The 15,574-nt window shown below is 65.9% G+C and carries 14 protein-coding genes; 11 read left to right on the top strand and 3 right to left on the bottom strand.

The window, feature by feature from the left end; all coding sequences use genetic code 11:
• Window positions 1–287 precede the first annotated feature (287 nt).
• A complete protein-coding gene (locus tag BN2475_RS22250) occupies window positions 288–1,133 on the top strand; it encodes a CHAD domain-containing protein (protein ID WP_245841473.1) in 846 nt (281 codons plus the stop codon).
• 351 nt (window positions 1,134–1,484) lie between these two features.
• On the opposite strand, the gene BN2475_RS22245 is transcribed toward BN2475_RS22250, so the two are convergent.
• Window positions 1,485–2,534 carry a VTT domain-containing protein gene (locus tag BN2475_RS22245; RefSeq protein WP_094781650.1) on the bottom strand — a complete coding sequence of 350 codons (1,050 nt, stop codon included), beginning with the start codon at window positions 2,532–2,534 and terminating at the stop codon, window positions 1,485–1,487.
• Between the two features lie 322 nt (window positions 2,535–2,856).
• Here BN2475_RS22245 and BN2475_RS22240 point away from each other — a divergent pair, with 322 nt between their 5' ends.
• On the top strand, window positions 2,857–3,762 hold the full coding sequence (locus BN2475_RS22240) for a DMT family transporter (RefSeq protein ID WP_094781649.1): 906 nt from the start codon (window positions 2,857–2,859) through the stop codon (window positions 3,760–3,762).
• An 81-nt stretch (window positions 3,763–3,843) separates the two neighbouring features.
• On the opposite strand, the gene folE is transcribed toward BN2475_RS22240, so the two are convergent.
• The gene (gene folE / locus BN2475_RS22235; protein WP_094781648.1) at window positions 3,844–4,482 is read right to left on the bottom strand and encodes a GTP cyclohydrolase I FolE; all 639 of its coding nucleotides are present in this window, start codon (window positions 4,480–4,482) and stop codon (window positions 3,844–3,846) included.
• Window positions 4,483–4,612: 130 nt separating this feature from the next.
• Entirely contained in the window at window positions 4,613–5,542 is a 930-nt protein-coding gene (locus BN2475_RS22230; RefSeq protein WP_094781647.1) for a LysR family transcriptional regulator, read from the bottom strand.
• Window positions 5,543–5,994: 452 nt separating this feature from the next.
• On the opposite strand from BN2475_RS22230, the gene BN2475_RS22225 reads away from it, so the two are divergent.
• The 9 genes from BN2475_RS22225 (at window position 5,995) to BN2475_RS22180 (ending at window position 15,426) form a co-directional block, all read left to right on the top strand.
• The gene (locus BN2475_RS22225) at window positions 5,995–6,702 is read left to right on the top strand and encodes a 3-oxoacid CoA-transferase subunit A (protein ID WP_094781646.1); all 708 of its coding nucleotides are present in this window, start codon (window positions 5,995–5,997) and stop codon (window positions 6,700–6,702) included.
• 14 nt (window positions 6,703–6,716) lie between these two features.
• The gene (locus tag BN2475_RS22220; RefSeq protein ID WP_094781645.1) at window positions 6,717–7,376 is read left to right on the top strand and encodes a 3-oxoacid CoA-transferase subunit B; all 660 of its coding nucleotides are present in this window, start codon (window positions 6,717–6,719) and stop codon (window positions 7,374–7,376) included.
• Between the two features lie 392 nt (window positions 7,377–7,768).
• Entirely contained in the window at window positions 7,769–9,148 is a 1,380-nt protein-coding gene (locus BN2475_RS22210) for a 3-carboxy-cis,cis-muconate cycloisomerase (RefSeq protein WP_094781643.1), read from the top strand.
• Between the two features lie 5 nt (window positions 9,149–9,153).
• The gene (gene pcaD / locus BN2475_RS22205) at window positions 9,154–9,945 is read left to right on the top strand and encodes a 3-oxoadipate enol-lactonase (protein WP_094781642.1); all 792 of its coding nucleotides are present in this window, start codon (window positions 9,154–9,156) and stop codon (window positions 9,943–9,945) included.
• Window positions 9,942–10,343: a 4-carboxymuconolactone decarboxylase gene (gene pcaC / locus BN2475_RS22200; RefSeq protein WP_094781641.1), complete on the top strand. Its 402-nt coding sequence runs from the start codon at window positions 9,942–9,944 to the stop codon at window positions 10,341–10,343. The genes pcaD and pcaC overlap by 4 nt, the downstream gene beginning before the upstream one ends.
• 341 nt (window positions 10,344–10,684) lie before the next feature.
• A complete protein-coding gene (locus BN2475_RS22195) occupies window positions 10,685–12,637 on the top strand; it encodes an ABC transporter permease (RefSeq protein WP_094781666.1) in 1,953 nt (650 codons plus the stop codon).
• Window positions 12,634–13,443, top strand: a complete 810-nt coding sequence (locus tag BN2475_RS22190; RefSeq protein ID WP_094781640.1) for an ABC transporter ATP-binding protein — start codon at window positions 12,634–12,636, stop codon at window positions 13,441–13,443. The genes BN2475_RS22195 and BN2475_RS22190 overlap by 4 nt, the downstream gene beginning before the upstream one ends.
• Window positions 13,440–14,153: an ABC transporter ATP-binding protein gene (locus BN2475_RS22185; protein WP_094781639.1), complete on the top strand. Its 714-nt coding sequence runs from the start codon at window positions 13,440–13,442 to the stop codon at window positions 14,151–14,153. The genes BN2475_RS22190 and BN2475_RS22185 overlap by 4 nt, the downstream gene beginning before the upstream one ends.
• A 64-nt stretch (window positions 14,154–14,217) precedes the next feature.
• Window positions 14,218–15,426, top strand: a complete 1,209-nt coding sequence (locus tag BN2475_RS22180) for an ABC transporter substrate-binding protein (RefSeq protein ID WP_094781638.1) — start codon at window positions 14,218–14,220, stop codon at window positions 15,424–15,426.
• The last annotated feature ends 148 nt before the right edge of the window (window positions 15,427–15,574 follow it).

Genomic DNA, 15,574 nt, shown 5'->3' with positions numbered 1-15,574 from the left:
AGAATGATCGCGAACCTGCTGCCTGACGCACAGCGATAGGTCCGCGAGTCGATGCCGCGAGCCCACGCGCATGTTCAATCAAGATAGTCGCTGGCACGGCCCGGCGCCATCGAACTTTGGTAAAAATGCCCGAGCCGCGGCGATCTAGCGCATGCCGGGGAAGATCTTTCCTGCTGCAACCCGACCAGCGCGGAGTGGGCAGCTTGTACGCATACCTTCAGGGAACTATCTTTGCTACGCTGTTAGTAAAGCGGGTTCGGGGAGCGACGATGAACCGAGACAGCGGGATGGTGGATGAGCAGTCCGCCGCCAGTGATCCAGCCAGCGAAGCGCGCCTGGCGCAGGAGGCCTTCGCGTCGTATGCGGCGCCGCTCGTCGGTCATGCGACCGAACTTGCGGCTGCGGCGCGCGAAGACGCGTCCCCCGAAGCCTTGCACCAGCTCCGCGTTTCGCTAAGACGGCTGCGGTCGTTGTGGTGGGCCTTCGAACCCTTGCTCGAGAAGAACGAGAATGCCCGTCAACGGGCGCTCTTCCAGTACCTTGCGAATGCGGCCGGCAAGACGCGCGACTGGGACATCGCGATCGAATTGCTGACCCAGCAGGACAGCGGCGCGAGCGACATCGTGCCCAAACTCCAGGAAGCCCGAGGCATTGCGTTGGCGACCAGCCGCGAAACGCTGTCGAACGCCGACGTCAAACATCTGCTGCGCGACGTGTTGGCGAATACGTCCAGAGAATTGAATACCGCGCACGAGCGTGTGCCGCTGCGCAAATTCGCTACGCAACGCGTGGACGCGTCAGCGCGATCGTTGAAGAAGTGCATGAAGCGTGCGCGCCACGCGAAGCGCTCGGACTACGCCGCCTTTCACGATGTCAGAAAGGCCGGCAAGAAGCTGCGCTATCTGGTCGAGTTTTTCGAACCGGCGTTGGAAGGCGGTTGCAAACGCACGCTCAAGCGATTGGTAGAGATTCAGAAACGTTTCGGGGCGCTGAACGATGTCGTCGCGAGTGAGGAGCTGCTGCACGAGAATGCAGCGTTGTTTGCCGGCGCCGGCGATACCGACGCGGCGCTTCAGTGGCTGCACAAGGAGCGCAAACGTCGTATCCGCGCGGCGGCCAAACTGCTGCGCTAGCCGTGACGTGACATGACAGGGCGCGTGGTGCGAGCCTCGGCATGAGCGGGTATCACGCGGCGACGCACACGACGCACGCCCCCGCACACGACAACCGCTGTCGGCCCTGTTCACCGGCATTGACCACTCCAGGCAATTCAACGACGCGTCCGGCTATGCGAGCGGCGACCAGGCATTGATCGCGGCGGCCGAATGCATCCCGGCAACGATGTCGCGCCCGCTCGACATGCTCACGCTATGGCAGCGAGGGTGTCGACATGCTGTTGCGGGACACGACAGCCAAAGCCGCGCTCGATCCATCGGCGTGAGCGGGGAGTCGCGCGCCAAACGCGGCGCGCATGGCCGCAAGACTCACGTCCCCCCGCTGCCACGCGGCGCAAAGCCGCGTAGCGTGATCGCGTTGCGCGCGTCGTCACGCGATGCGGGCGCACGTCGACCGGCAAGCGGTTCGCCTGCCGGCCCGAGTGGCTCGACTGGAAAGCCGCGCCGCTGCCAGGCGTCGAGACCGCCGCGCAGCGCGCGAATCCGTGTATAGCCGTGGCGGCGCATGCGTTGCGTGATGTCGGCGGCGGTGGCGCTGTCCGGGCAGATGCAGTAGATCACCATGTCATGCGCGCGCAGTGCGCCGTCGATCTGTTCGGGCGAATCAGCGTCGAGCGATAGCGCGCCGGGAATGCGGCACTGCGCGTCGTATGCCGGCGTGTCGGGGCGCGCGTCGAGCACTCTGGACGGCGCGATATGCGGCCGGCCGCGCGTCGCCGCTGGCGACGCGTTCGTTGCCGATGCCCCGCGTGCGAACCGGCGCCGTGCGCGGCTTCGTGCCTGCAGGCGGTACAGCAGATAGACCAGCGCCACCGCCACCAGGATGTCGGCGACCGTGCCGCCGCGCGATTGCACGAAGGCGCGCAGCATATGCAGTTCCCGCTCCGCGGCGGCGCCGCCAAGCAGCCAGAAGGTCGCCCACGCGACGACGCTGGCGAGCTCCCAGCCCGCGTAGATGCGAGCGTCGACGGCGGTGGTGCCCATCAGCGGCGGCGTGATCAGTCCGAGGCCGGGGACGAACTTCGAGACTGACACGAGCGGCATGCCGAAGCGCTCGAACAGCGAGCGCGCCACCTCGACTCTGGAATCCACCGCAGGCGACAGACGGCCGAGCGCGGCGAGCAGCTTGCGGCCATACAGACGGCCGGCCGTGAACCACGTGCCGTCGCCGACGACCGCGCCGAGCACCGCCGCGCCAAAGATTGGCCAGAACGACAGGGTGCCGGCGGCGATTGCCGAGCCCGCGAACAGCAGCATCGGCACGGCGGGGATCGGCACGCCGAGGCGCGTCAACAGGACGTTGCCGAAGACGACCGCGCTGCCCCAGGTTGCAACCGCCGAAGACGGAAACTGTAGCAATTCAGGCGCTCCTGTGACTGCGGCCGGGCTGGCGTGCTGCGGAACTGCAACGACTGCAACGACTGCAACGACTGCAACGACTGCAACGACTGCAACGACTGCAACGACTGCAACGACTACATTGCGCGCACGCAAAGTGTGTTCCCGATATGCAAGCCGGTTAGTGCGTGATTCACATGCGGGACAGTTTAGTCAGGATACCCGACCGATTGCGCAGCGCGCATCGCCGCACGCGTTGCGGTGTCGGTCTGCAATTTCGTTCAAGACCGTCGGTGTTCATCCACCTAACCTGCGTGCTCGTTCCAACAACCGGACAGCACCAATGAACTCGCGATATGCGGGATACCTGTTTTGCGCGCTGGCGATGCTCGGAGTCGGCAGCACAGTAGTCGTCAGCAAGGCAATCGCGGCCGGACTGCCGCCATTCAGCGCGACCGCGCTGCGCTTCGCGATCGCGTTTCCATTGTTCGTGCTGGCGATGCGCTGGCGTGGTGTGCGCTGGCCGCGTCTGGACCGGCGCGATACCTTGCTCGTGATCGCCCAGGCGGGGGCGGGCAGCGTCGGTTATACGGTGTTGCTGATCAGCGGGATGAGACTCGCCTCAGCCGCCGACGCCGGTGTGATAGCCGGCACCTTGCCCGCGGTATCGGCGGGCGTCGCGATGCTCGCGCTCGGCGAGCGCCCCGCGCCGGCGCTGCTCGGCGCGATCGTGCTTGCGACGGCCGGCGTGCTGGTGTGCACGGTCCGTATCGACGCTATCACCGCGCCGCATGCGGCCGGCTCGCTCGCCGGCAACGCGCTCGTGTTCGCGGCGGTGCTCTGCGAGGCGCTCTTCATCCTGCTCAATCGCAAGCTGCGCACACCGGTTGCGCCGCTGCCGCTGTCGGCGTTGATGTGCGGGATCGGCCTCGCGGTGGCGCTCGTGCCGGCGTGCTTCGAAAAGCCGTGGAGCTTGCCCGTCGATGCGAGCGCGTTGGGCGGCGTGCTGTACTACGCGCTCGTGCCGACCCTGTTGGGCTTCGTGCTCTGGTATGCGGGCGCCGCGCGCATCAGCGGCGCGGAAGCCGGGCTGACGACCGCGCTCGTGCCAGTGAGCGCGGTGGCGTTCGCGGCGCTGGGCTTGCGCGAGCCAGTCGGGGCAGCGCAGCTGGCCGGCGTTGCATGTGTGCTGGGTGCAGTGTTGCTGGCCACCTTGGGCCGCGGCCGCGCATCGCGCAGCGCGGCGTGAGCGGCCGGACCCAGGACCCGCCGCGCCCAGACCGCGCCAAGACGCGCCCGCCCAGACGCGGTCAGAGCTGGTCAGGCGTACTCAAGTATTGGCAACGGACACCACGCCCGGATTGCCGACGATCGCCAGAAACTCGCGACGCGTCGACGGATCGGAGCGAAACGTGCCGAGCATGCGCGACGTCACCATCGTGACGCCGGTCTTGTGCACGCCACGGGTCGACATGCATTGATGCGCGGCTTCGAGAATCACGCCGACGCCGACCGGCTGCAGCACATCGTTCAACGTGTCGGCGATCTGCACCGTCATCTTTTCCTGGATCTGCAGCCGCTTGGCGAACGCATCGACCAGACGCGCCAGCTTCGAGATGCCGACCACCCGATGCGCGGGCAGATACGCGACGTGCGCGCGCCCGATGATCGGCACCATATGATGTTCGCAGTAGCTTTCGAAGCGGATGTCTTTCAGCACGATCATTTCGTCGTAGCCGTCCACTTCGGAAAAGGTGCGGGCAAGGATCTCACGCGGGTCGACCTGATAGCCCGCGTAGAACTCCTCATAGGAGCGCACCACGCGTCCGGGCGTGTCGAGCAGGCCCTCACGCTGCGGATCGTCGCCGGCCCAGCGCAACAGCACGCGAACGGCTGCTTCGGCTTCGTCGCGGCTCGGGCGTTGCGCCGCGGCTGCGGGTTTGGTTTTCTTTGCCTTGCTGCTGGTCATGCGTTGCTCCTCCGGGGTCGCGCGTCGGCGCTAAGCGCCGCGCGGGTTCAATGAGTGGGGCCATTGTTCCATGTTTTGCGTGCCATCGTGCCGATGTCCTTGTCAGCGTCGGGGCGCCGCGCCTGGCCGGTCATTTCGGCCACTCGTCCATGGCGTCGTTGAAGAGTTCGGCGACCACGCCGCGCAGCCAGCTCGCACGCGGGTCGTTATGAAACTTGCGATGCCAGTGCTGACGCAGATCGAAGCGCGGCAACGGCAGCGGCGGCTCGACCAGCGTGATCGACGCGTGCTCGGACACATAGGCGAAGCCGATCGCGTGCGGCACCGTCGCGAGCAGGTCGCTGCGCGCGAGGATGAACGGCAGGCTCATGAAGTGCGGTGTCTCGAGCACCGCGCGGCGCTTGATGCGCTTCTTTTCCAGGAATTGCTCGAGGATCTCCTGGCTGCGTCCCTCGGCGCGTACCACCGCATGGCCCGACGCGACGTACTGGGCCAGCGTGAGCGGCGCCTTCGACAGCGGATGGCCGCTGCGCATCAGGCAGATGAAGCGGTGCGTGAAGAGCCGCTGCTGGAAAAAGTTATTGCCCGACAGGTCCGGAAAGTAGCCGACCGCCAGGTCGACGTCGCCCGATTCGAGCCCGCGTTCCACGTGCGACGGCGGCAGCGACACCGACCGCAGATTCGCGAACGGCGCGCGTTCGGCGAACAGTTGCAGCAGCCGCGGCAGGAACACGATTTCGCCGACGTCGGAGAGTGCGATCGAAAACGTATGGGTGCTGGTGGCGGGGTCGAAGTCCTGCACGTCGAGCATGCCTTTCTCGATGCGCAGCAGCGCGTCGCGGGCGGCGGGCAGGATCGCGAGCGCGCGGGGCGTGGGCTCCATGCCTTTGGACGTGCGCACGAACAACGGGTCGTCGAAGTATTCGCGCAGACGGCCCAACGCAGTGCTCACGCGCGGCTGGCTCACGCCGAGTTGTTCGGCGGCGCGGCTGACATTGCGGGTGTCTTCCATCGCGACGAGGTAGGGGATCAGGTTCAGATCCAGATGGGTGTTGGACATGCTCGGGTGGACTGGACTGGGGTGGGAACGACGGGTACGGCTATCTGCTATGGATATAAAGGGTAGATGAAAAATCATCTTCGCGGATAGTGGGGTTTCCTTTGGCGCACCCCGGCGCGCGTGCCGATGCGTTTCGGCCGGAGCTTGTACATTGCCCGCCCGACGCAGCGCCGCAGGACAACGAACGTGCTGCGATGGCTGGCGAGAACCTATGATTAAGGGGATTTCCCGGCCTTGACACCCGCCCGTAGCACAACCATAATCGCCTGATCGTTCGCTAAACGAATCGATGTTCACATATCGAACAAATCGGCGAACCCACCGAAGGCGCCAGCCCGCATCTCCACCGGCGAGCCGTCGCCAGCATTGGCCCGGAGAGCGTCCCGCAGAAGCCCTGTCGGCCAGCGGCAGTCCGGCGCAGCGGCACGCAGCGCCCCACAAGGAAATTCGACATGATCAACAAGATTTTCGAGTCACTTCAGTCGGCGGTCGCCGATGTCCACGACGGCGCGACTGTCATGATCGGCGGCTTCGGCACGGCCGGCATGCCGTCCGAGCTGATCGACGCGCTCATCGAGCAGGGCGCGTGCGATCTCACCATCGTCAACAACAATGCGGGTAACGGCGACATCGGCCTCGCGGCGCTGCTCAAAGCCAAACGCGTGCGCAAGATCATCTGCTCGTTTCCGCGCCAGACCGACTCCTACGTGTTCGACGCGCTCTATCGCGCCGGCGAAATCGAACTGGAACTGGTGCCGCAAGGCAACCTGGCGGAACGCATTCGCGCGGCGGGCGCGGGCATCGGCGGTTTCTTCACGCCGACCGGCTACGGCACGAAGCTCGCCGAGGGCAAGGAAACCCGTCTGATCGACGGCCGGCACTACGTGCTGGAGTCGCCGCTGCATGCGGACTTCGCGCTGATCAAGGCGTACAAGGGCGATCGCTGGGGCAACCTGATCTATCGCAAGACGGCCCGCAACTTCGGTCCGATCATGGCAAGCGCGGCAAAAACGGCGATCGTGCAGGTGTCGGAAGTGGTGCCGCTCGGCGCACTCGATCCGGAAGTGATCGTCACGCCCGGCATCTTCGTGCAGCGCGTGATCGAAGTGCCGCAAGCGGCGCATGCCCCGACGCCCAATCCTCACGACGCCGCTGCCTGACCCGGAGACCCGACATGAAAAAACTGACCCGCGATGAAATGGCCAAGCGCGTTGCGCTGGACATCCCCGAAGGTGCTTACGTGAACCTCGGCATCGGCGTGCCGACGCTGGTGGCCAATCACCTCGGCGCCGACAAGGAAATCTTCCTGCACAGCGAAAACGGCCTGCTCGGCATGGGCCCCGCGCCCGCCAAAGGCGAGGAAGACGACGAACTGATCAACGCCGGCAAGCAGCACGTCACGCTGCTGACGGGCGGCGCTTACTTCCATCACGCGGATTCGTTCGCGATGATGCGCGGCGGCCATCTGGATTTCTGTGTGCTCGGCGCGTTCCAGGTGTCGGCTACCGGCGATCTGGCCAACTGGCACACTGGCGCGCCCGACGCGATTCCGGCCGTGGGCGGCGCGATGGATCTGGCGATCGGCGCCAAGCAGGTCTACGTGATGATGGAGCATCTGACCAAGCAGGGCGAAAGCAAGATCACCGCCGAGTGCACGTATCCGGTGACGGGTGTGGGCTGCGTCGATCGCATCTATACCGACCTTGCGATGATCGACGTCACCGAGCAGGGACTCGTGGTGCGTGAGATCTTCTCGGACATCGATTTCGACGCGCTGCACAAGCTGACTGGCGTGCCGCTGATCGACGGCACGCAGGCGGCTCGCGCGGCCTGATGCGCAGCGCGCCGGCGAGACCGTCGGCGCGCTTCGGCAAGCGCCGATCCGCTGGCGGCTGAGGGTGGCTGAGGACAGCTCGAGGCGAGGCGGCGCGCAACGTGTCATGGATGCGCCGGCGCGCCCCCGGCAAACCTGAGGCGCGCAGAGCTGCCCGGCTGCGCGCCGTGTCGGCCGCGTTTGGCGCACAATACGCGCAACACGTGCGGTACGCGCGATACGTGCAGTACGTGCCAATACGCGCGCAATGCCGCGTGCGGTACGCGACCCGCGGTGCATGCAGTGCCGGCCAGCGCGTTGACGCTTGCATCACGCGCCACGCACGCCGTACGACGCACATTGCACGCCGCCCTCAACCTTCACCTCTGATTCCCGCGAACATCGACGTCATCATGCTCGACTCCAGTGCCCGTCTGACCGGCCTTCTTTGCGGCACACAGCCGATGAACGACATCTGGGCGCCGCGTGCGACGCTGCAACGGATGCTCGACGTGGAAGCGGCGCTCGCTCGCGCTTCGGCCGCGCATCGCGTGATTCCCGAGTCCGCCGTGCCCGCGATCGAAGCGGCCTGCCACGCCGATCAACTGGACGCGGACGCGCTCGCGCGTGACGCCGCGCTCGGCGGCAACCTCGCGATTCCGCTCGTCAAGCAACTCACGGCGCGCGTCAAGGCCGCCGACGCCGAGGCGAGCAAGTACGTGCATTGGGGCGCAACGAGTCAGGACATCATCGATACCGCGACGGTGCTGCAGTTGCGCGACAGCTTCGATCTGCTCGACAGCGGTCTGCAGTCCACCTGTGACGCGGTGGCTAAACTCGCGGCAGCCCATCGCGCGACGCCGATGATCGGCCGCACCTGGTTGCAGCAGGCGCTGCCCATCACGCTCGGCCTGAAGTTCGCGCAATGGCTCGACGCGCTGCTGCGGCATCGCGAGCGGCTCGATGCGCTGCGCGAGCGCGTGCTGGTGCTGCAATTCGGCGGCGCGGCCGGCACGCTCGCGAGTCTGCGCGATGCCGCGCCGCAGGTCACGCAGTCGCTCGCGCAAGAGCTCGGCCTCGCCCTGCCCACGTTGCCGTGGCACACGCAGCGTGACCGCATCGCTGAAACGGCGTCGCTGTTCGGCATGCTGATCGGCACACTGGGCAAAATTGCGCGCGACATCTCGTTGCAGATGCAAACCGAAATCGATGAACTCGCCGAGCCCGCCGCGGCCGGCAAGGGCGGTTCGTCGACCATGCCGCACAAGCGCAACCCGGTCGGCTGCGCCGCCGTGCTGACCGCCGCGACGCGGGCGCCCGGACTGGTCGCCACGGTGTTCGCCGGCATGGTGCAGGAGCACGAGCGCGCGCTCGGCGGCTGGCAGGCCGAGTGGGACGCGCTGCCGGACCTCGCGCGTCTGGCGGGCGGCGCGCTCGCCAATATCGAACAGATCGCCGCCGGGTTGAACGTCAACGTGGCGCGTCTCGCCGCGAATCTCGACGTCACACACGGCCTGATTCTCGGCGAAGCGGTGATGCTCGCGCTTGGCGACAGCATCGGCCGGCTCGACGCGCATCATCTGGTCGAACGCGCATCGAAAGCCGCGATCCGCGATGGGCAGACGCTCTACGATGTGCTCGCCGCCGACCCCGCCGTCACCGAACATCTTCCGCTCGAGCGTTTGCAGCAGTTGCTCGACCCCGCTCAATACGTCGGCCAGGCCCACGCTTATGTGGACGCCGCGCTGACCCTTCACACCACGCGCGCAACGCGCGCCCATTCCAAGGAGTAACCGGCATGCCCTACGCCGCAGTCAACGGCACCGAGCTTCACTATCGAATCGACGGTGACCGTCACGGCAACGCGCCGTGGATCGTGTTGTCGAATTCGCTCGGCAGCGATCTGTCCATGTGGACGCCGCAAGTCGCGGCGTTGTCGAAGCACTTCCGCGTGCTGCGCTACGACACGCGCGGCCACGGCCACTCGGAAGCGCCGAAGGGTCCCTACACGATCGAACAGCTGACCGGCGACGTGCTCGGCCTGATGGACACGCTGAAGATCGCCCGCGCGAATTTTTGCGGGGTGTCGATGGGCGGCCTGACCGGCATCGCGTTGGCTGCGCGCCATGCCGATCGTCTGGAGCGCGTCGTGCTGTCCAACACGGCGGCGCGCATCGGTTCGCCGGAAGTGTGGGTGCCGCGCGCCGCGAAGGCCCGCAGCGAAGGCATGCTCGCGCTCGCCGATGCGGTGCTGCCGCGCTGGTTCACGGCCGAGTACTTCGAACGCGAACCGGTGGTGCTGGCGATGATCCGCGACGTGTTCGTGCACACCGACAAGGAAGGCTACGCATCGAATTGCGACGCGATCGACGCGACCGATCTGCGCCCGGAACTGCCTGGCATCAAGGTGCCGGCGCTGGTGATCAGCGGCACGCACGATCTGGCCGCGACGCCCGAGCAAGGCCGCGAACTCGCGCAGGCGATTCCCGGCGCGCGCTACGTCGAACTGGACGCGGCGCACATCTCCAACGTCGAGAAGGCGGACGCTTTCACGAAGACCGTGCTCGACTTCCTGACGGAGACCAAATGAACGACGAAGACCGCTACGAAGCCGGACTCGGTGTGCGCCGCGCGGTGCTGGGCAACGCGCACGTCGACCGTTCGCTCGCGAACCGCACCGAGCTGACGGAAGAATTCCAGAACCTGATCACCCGCTATGCGTGGGGCGAAATCTGGACGCGTGATGGCTTGCCGCGTCATACGCGCAGCCTGCTGACCATCGCGATGATGGTCGCGCTCAATCGCAGCGAAGAACTTGCGCTGCACCTGCGCGCCGCGAAGAACAATGGCGTGACGCGCGAGCAGATCAAGGAAGTGCTACTGCAAACCGCGATCTATTGCGGCGTGCCGGCCGCCAATTCAGCGTTCCATCTGGCCGACAAACTGTTCCGCGAAGACGACGCAGCGGCAGCCGCAGCGAAGGCGTAATACTATCCGCGGTCCCGCGATGCAAAGCGCGCGCCGGCAAACCCCGGCGCGCGTTTTTTTATGCGCTGCCGTGCTCGTGTTCGCTTGCGCTGCGGGTCGCCACGACCGCAGCCGTGCCCGCCGTCGCTTGCGCTATTGCCCGCGCTGGCGCGCGTCGGCGGCTTGCAGGTGAGTGGGATCGAGGGCGAAGACGGGTTGCGCTGGGTTTTGCATCCGCTCGTTTCGCTGGTAGTGTCCTGCCGTTGACGCGTGCGCGCATGGTGCCGCACGCGCTGCAACGTTTGCAGGGGAGCGCTGCGCGTGCCGCGCATGTGCCGCCCGGCAAGCTGCTGAGGGTCGTGATGTTTTCGAATTTGCTGGTACAACTGGTCAACGGACTCGCCGACGCGTCGACGCTGTTTCTGGTCGCCGCCGGTTTGTCGCTGATCTTCGGCGTGACGCGCATCGTCAACTTTGCGCACGGCTCGTTCTATATGTTCGGCATCTACGTCGCGTACAGCATCGCGAGCCGCTTCGGCCATACCGTGGGCGGCTTCTGGCTGTCGGTGCTGGCAGCCGCGCTGGTGGTCGCGGTGCTGGGCGCGCTGGTCGAAATGATCGTCCTGCGACGCATCTATCGGGCCCCCGAATTGTTCCACCTGCTCGCCACCTTCGCCCTGGTGCTGATCTTTCGCGACGCCGCGTTGTGGCTGTGGGGCCCCGAGGACCTGTTCGGACCGCGTGCGCCACACCTGGCAGGCGCGGTCGATTTTCTCGGTTATCCGCTGCCAACCTACGACGTCGCGTTGATCGTGATCGGCCCGGTGGTGTTGCTGCTGCTCTGGTACGCGTTGACGCGCACGCGCTGGGGCACGCTGGTGCGCGCCGCGACCCAGGATCGCGAGATGCTCGGCGCGCTGGGCATCAATCAGGCGTGGCTGTTTACCGGGGTGTTTTTCGTCGGCGCGTTTCTCGCCGGACTCGGCGGCGCGTTGCAGGGGCCGCGCATGTCGGCGAATCTGTCGCTGGATCTGGAGACGATCGGCAATGCGTTCGTCGTGGTGGTGGTCGGCGGCATGGGGTCGATTCCGGGCGCGTTCATCGCCGCGCTGATCATCGCGGAGATCAAGGCGCTGTGCATCGGCATCGGCCATGTAGCGATCTTCGGCGTGGGCCTGTCGTTGAGCCGCTTCACGCTGGTGGCCGAATTCGTCGTGATGGCGGTCGTGCTGGTGGTGCGGCCGTGGGGTCTGCTTGGCCGCGCGAGCGTCGCGGTGCGTGGCATGGCGGCGCCGGAGACGCCGTTGCGTCCGGCGGGCAAGCGCCTGAAATGGCTCGCCGCGCTCGCGTTGCTGGTCCTCGTGCTCGCGCCGCTCGCGGCCAACGCGTTTCCGTACATGCCGGTGCTGTTGGTCGAAATCCTGATCGCCGTGCTGTTCGCGACCAGCCTGCATTTCATCATGGGACCGGGCGGCATGCATTCGTTTGGCCACGCCGCGTACTTCGGGCTGGGCGCATACGGCGCCGCGCTGTTCCTCAAGGTGCTGAACCTGCCGATGGAAGCCGCGCTGCTGCTCGGACCGCTGCTCGCAGTGGGTGGCGCGCTGGTGTTCGGCTGGTTCTGCGTGCGCCTTTCAGGCGTCTACCTCGCGATGCTGACACTCGCGTTCGCGCAGATCGTCTGGTCGGTCGTGTTCCAGTGGGACGACGTGACGGGCGGTAGCAACGGCGTGCTCGGCTTGTGGCCGTCGAGCTGGTTGTCGTCGCCGGTGGCGTTTTACTACCTGACGCTGGTGTGTGCGGTGCTCGGTGTGTGGCTGTTGCGCAAGATGCTGTTTTCGCCGCTGGGCTACGCGATGCGCGCGGCGCGCGATTCCGCGTTGCGTGCCGAGGCGATCGGCATCGACGTGAAGCGCGTGCAGTGGGCGGCGTTCGTGATTGCGTCGTTGTTCTGCGGGCTGGCCGGCTCGCTGTACGCGTTCTCGAAGGGAACCATTTCGCCGGAAGTCATCAGCGTGAGCCGTTCCGTGGACGGCCTCGTGATGGTGCTGCTAGGCGGCCTCCAGACACTGAGCGGCCCGATCGTGGGCGCCGCCGTGTTCACGTGGCTGCAGGACACCGTCGCGCGGCAAACCGATTATTGGCAAGCGCTGCTGGGCTTCGCGATTCTGCTGCTGGTGATGGCGTTTCCGCAAGGCATCGTGGGTTTCATGCGCGAGCGTTTCGGCGACGACTCCGCCGATAAAGCCGACCATGCGGACGGCAGCGCGGTGTCGTCGTCGCAACGCGCCGCCTCGGTCAAGGAGGGTCTATGAGCCTGCTGCGCGTAGCCGGTCTGTCGCGCTCGTTCGGCGGGCTGAAGGCGCTGGACGATGTGTCGTTCAATCTCGAAGCCGGTCAGCTGCTGGCGCTGCTCGGGCCGAACGGCGCTGGCAAATCGACTTGCTTCAACATGGTCAACGGGCAGTTGCAGCCGTCGGCCGGTTCCATTCGTCTCGACGGTCACGAGCTGGTCGGCATGCGTGCGCGCGACATCTGGCGGCTCGGTGTGGGCCGCACGTTCCAGATCGCCGCGACCTTCAACTCGATGACCGTGCTTGAAAACGTGCAGATGGCGCTGGTCTCGCGCGAACGCAAAACCTTCGGCCTGTGGAAGTCCACAGGATCGCGCTACGCCGATGAAGCGTTCACCTTGCTCGAACAGGTCGGCATGAGCGCGCATGCGAACCGCGCGTGCGGCGTGCTCGCCTATGGCGACGTGAAGCGCGTCGAGTTGGCCATAGCGTTGGCCAACCGGCCGAAGCTGCTGCTGATGGACGAGCCCACCGCCGGCATGGCCCCGCAGGAGCGCAACGAGTTGATGGCCCTGACCAAACGTCTCGTCACCGAGCAACAGATCGGCGTGCTGTTTACCGAGCACAGCATGGACGTCGTATTCGCGTACGCCGATCGCATGATCGTGCTGGCGCGCGGCAAGCTGATCGCCGAGGGCGACGCCGAAACGATCCGCAACGACCCGCGCGTGCAGGAAGTCTATTTCGGCACCGGCAAGACCTTCCGGCCGCATGCATCGCTGGATGACACGACTGGCCGCGTGCCCGCGCGAGGAGCGCGGCAATGAGTGAGCCGCTGCTGAAAGTCTGCGGCCTCAACGCGTTCTACGGCCGCGCGCAGATCCTGTTCGACGTCGATCTCGAAGTCGGCCGGGGCGAAGTCGTTGCGCTGATGGGCCGCAACGGCGCGGGCAAATCGACGACGATGAAAGCGGTGATGGGGCTGCTGCCGCGCCGTCACGGTGAAGTGACGTTTCGCGGGCAGAACATCAGTGCGTTGGCACCGTACCGGGTCGCGCGCATGGGCATGGGCTTCGTGCCCGAAGACCGGCGCGTGTTCGCGGACCTGACGGTGATGGAGAACCTCGACACCGGTCGTCAGCCGCCGCGCGAAGGCGCGCCGCAATGGACGCCGGATAAACTGTTCCGCCTCTTTCCGAACCTCGGTGAAATGCCGCGTCGTCCAGGCGGCCAGATGAGCGGCGGCGAGCAGCAGATGCTGACCGTCTCGCGCACGTTGATGGGCAATCCGTATCTGGTGCTGCTCGATGAACCATCGGAAGGCGTCGCGCCGGTGATCGTCGAACAGATGGCCAACATGATTCTCGAACTCAAGCGCGAAGGGCTATCTATTCTGTTGTCCGAACAGAATCTGCACTTCGCCGGGCTGGTCAGCGACCGCGCGTATGTGCTCGAAAAAGGGCAGATCCGCTTTAGCGGCACGATTGGCGAACTCGCGCAAAACGAAACAGTCAGGCGCGCTTATCTGAGCGTGTGAGCGCCCGCCCGCACACCCCAAAAAAATCAGCATTCACACAATCCTTCTTATAACGGAGAAACGCATGACCACGCGCGCAGGATGGATCTCTCGCCTCACGGTGTCGATGGTATGCACGCTTGCCGCCTTCGGCGCGAGCGCGCAGCAGACCATCAAGATCGGTGAGATCAATAGCTACAAGGCGCAGCCCGCCTTTCTCGGGCCTTACAAGAACGGTTGGAATCTCGCGCTCGAGCAGGTGAATGCCGCCGGCGGCGTGCTCGGCAAGCCGCTCGAAGTGGTCTCGCGCGACGACAACGGCAACCCCGGCGACACGATTCGCGTCGCGCAGGAGCTGATCGCGCGAGAGCAGGTGCAGTTGCTGTTCGGCGGCTTCCTGTCGAACACCGGCCTCGCGCTGGCCGACTTCGCGAAGCAGAAGAAGATCTTCTTCCTCGCCGCCGAACCGTTGACCGACAAGATCGTCTGGGCCGACGGCAATAAATACACGTACCGTCTGCGTCCGTCGACCTACATGCAGGTCGCGATGCTGGTGCCGGAAGCGGCCAAACTGAAGAAGAAGCGCTGGGCGCTGGTCTATCCGAACTACGAGTACGGGCAATCCGCGGTGGCGACCTTCAAGAAGCTGCTGACGGCAGCGCAGCCGGATGTGCAGTTCGTCGTCGAACAGGCGACACCGCTCGGCAACCTCGACGCGGGCGCCGTGACCCAGGCGATCGCCGATGCGAAACCGGATGCGATTTTCAACGTGCTGTTCAGCGCGGATCTGGGCAAGTTCGTGCGTGAGGGCAATACGCGCGGGCTCTTCAAGGACCGCAGCGTGGTGTCGTTGCTGACCGGTGAGCCGGACTATCTCGATCCGCTGGGCGCGGAAGCGCCGACCGGCTGGATCGTGACGGGCTACCCGTGGTATTCGATCGATACGGCGGCTAACAGGAAGTTTGTCGACGCGTATCAGGCCAAATATCACGACTATCCGCGGCTCGGCTCGGTGGTGGGCTACTCGGCGCTGATGTCGATCGCGGACGGGATCAGGAAGGCCGGTTCGGTCGACCCGGACAAACTCGCCGCCGCGTTCAAGGGCCTCAATGTGCAGACGCCATTTGGGCCGATCACCTATCGGGCGCAGGACAATCAGTCGACCATGGGCGCGTACGTCGGCGTGACGGGGTTGAAGGACGGCAAGGGCGTGATGACGTCGTACCGGTATATCGACGGCGCCAGCGTGCAGCCAACGGACGCCGAGGTCAGGAAGCTGCGGCCTGCGGACTGAGCGCCTTGCTCGCTCTGCCAGCTTCGCGCTAGCGGCGCGGAGTCCGTGTCATGGTGCGGGTAGCATGCCTGCGGCGGCCGGCGCCGCAGGCGCGCGGGAAACGAACCCTGGCGCGCACGATGCCGCCTTACTCGCCACGGCCACCGCA

It is taken from the genome of Paraburkholderia ribeironis, assembly GCF_900019265.1.
Classification (GTDB): domain Bacteria; phylum Pseudomonadota; class Gammaproteobacteria; order Burkholderiales; family Burkholderiaceae; genus Paraburkholderia; species Paraburkholderia ribeironis.
This window is presented reverse-complemented; position numbering and strand designations above follow the sequence as displayed.

Excerpts from the sequence above, each read along its gene's own strand:
- BN2475_RS22250 (WP_245841473.1), top strand. The coding sequence starts at position 288 with ATGGTGGATGAGCAGTCCGCCGCCAGTGATCCAGCCAGCGAAGCGCGC.
- BN2475_RS22240 (WP_094781649.1), top strand. The coding sequence starts at position 2,857 with ATGAACTCGCGATATGCGGGATACCTGTTTTGCGCGCTGGCGATGCTC.
- folE (WP_094781648.1), bottom strand. The coding sequence starts at position 4,482 with ATGACCAGCAGCAAGGCAAAGAAAACCAAACCCGCAGCCGCGGCGCAA.
- BN2475_RS22230 (WP_094781647.1), bottom strand. The coding sequence starts at position 5,542 with ATGTCCAACACCCATCTGGATCTGAACCTGATCCCCTACCTCGTCGCG.
- BN2475_RS22225 (WP_094781646.1), top strand. The coding sequence starts at position 5,995 with ATGATCAACAAGATTTTCGAGTCACTTCAGTCGGCGGTCGCCGATGTC.
- BN2475_RS22220 (WP_094781645.1), top strand. The coding sequence starts at position 6,717 with ATGAAAAAACTGACCCGCGATGAAATGGCCAAGCGCGTTGCGCTGGAC.
- BN2475_RS22210 (WP_094781643.1), top strand. The coding sequence starts at position 7,769 with ATGCTCGACTCCAGTGCCCGTCTGACCGGCCTTCTTTGCGGCACACAG.
- pcaD (WP_094781642.1), top strand. The coding sequence starts at position 9,154 with ATGCCCTACGCCGCAGTCAACGGCACCGAGCTTCACTATCGAATCGAC.
- pcaC (WP_094781641.1), top strand. The coding sequence starts at position 9,942 with ATGAACGACGAAGACCGCTACGAAGCCGGACTCGGTGTGCGCCGCGCG.
- BN2475_RS22195 (WP_094781666.1), top strand. The coding sequence starts at position 10,685 with ATGTTTTCGAATTTGCTGGTACAACTGGTCAACGGACTCGCCGACGCG.
- BN2475_RS22190 (WP_094781640.1), top strand. The coding sequence starts at position 12,634 with ATGAGCCTGCTGCGCGTAGCCGGTCTGTCGCGCTCGTTCGGCGGGCTG.
- BN2475_RS22185 (WP_094781639.1), top strand. The coding sequence starts at position 13,440 with ATGAGTGAGCCGCTGCTGAAAGTCTGCGGCCTCAACGCGTTCTACGGC.
- BN2475_RS22180 (WP_094781638.1), top strand. The coding sequence starts at position 14,218 with ATGACCACGCGCGCAGGATGGATCTCTCGCCTCACGGTGTCGATGGTA.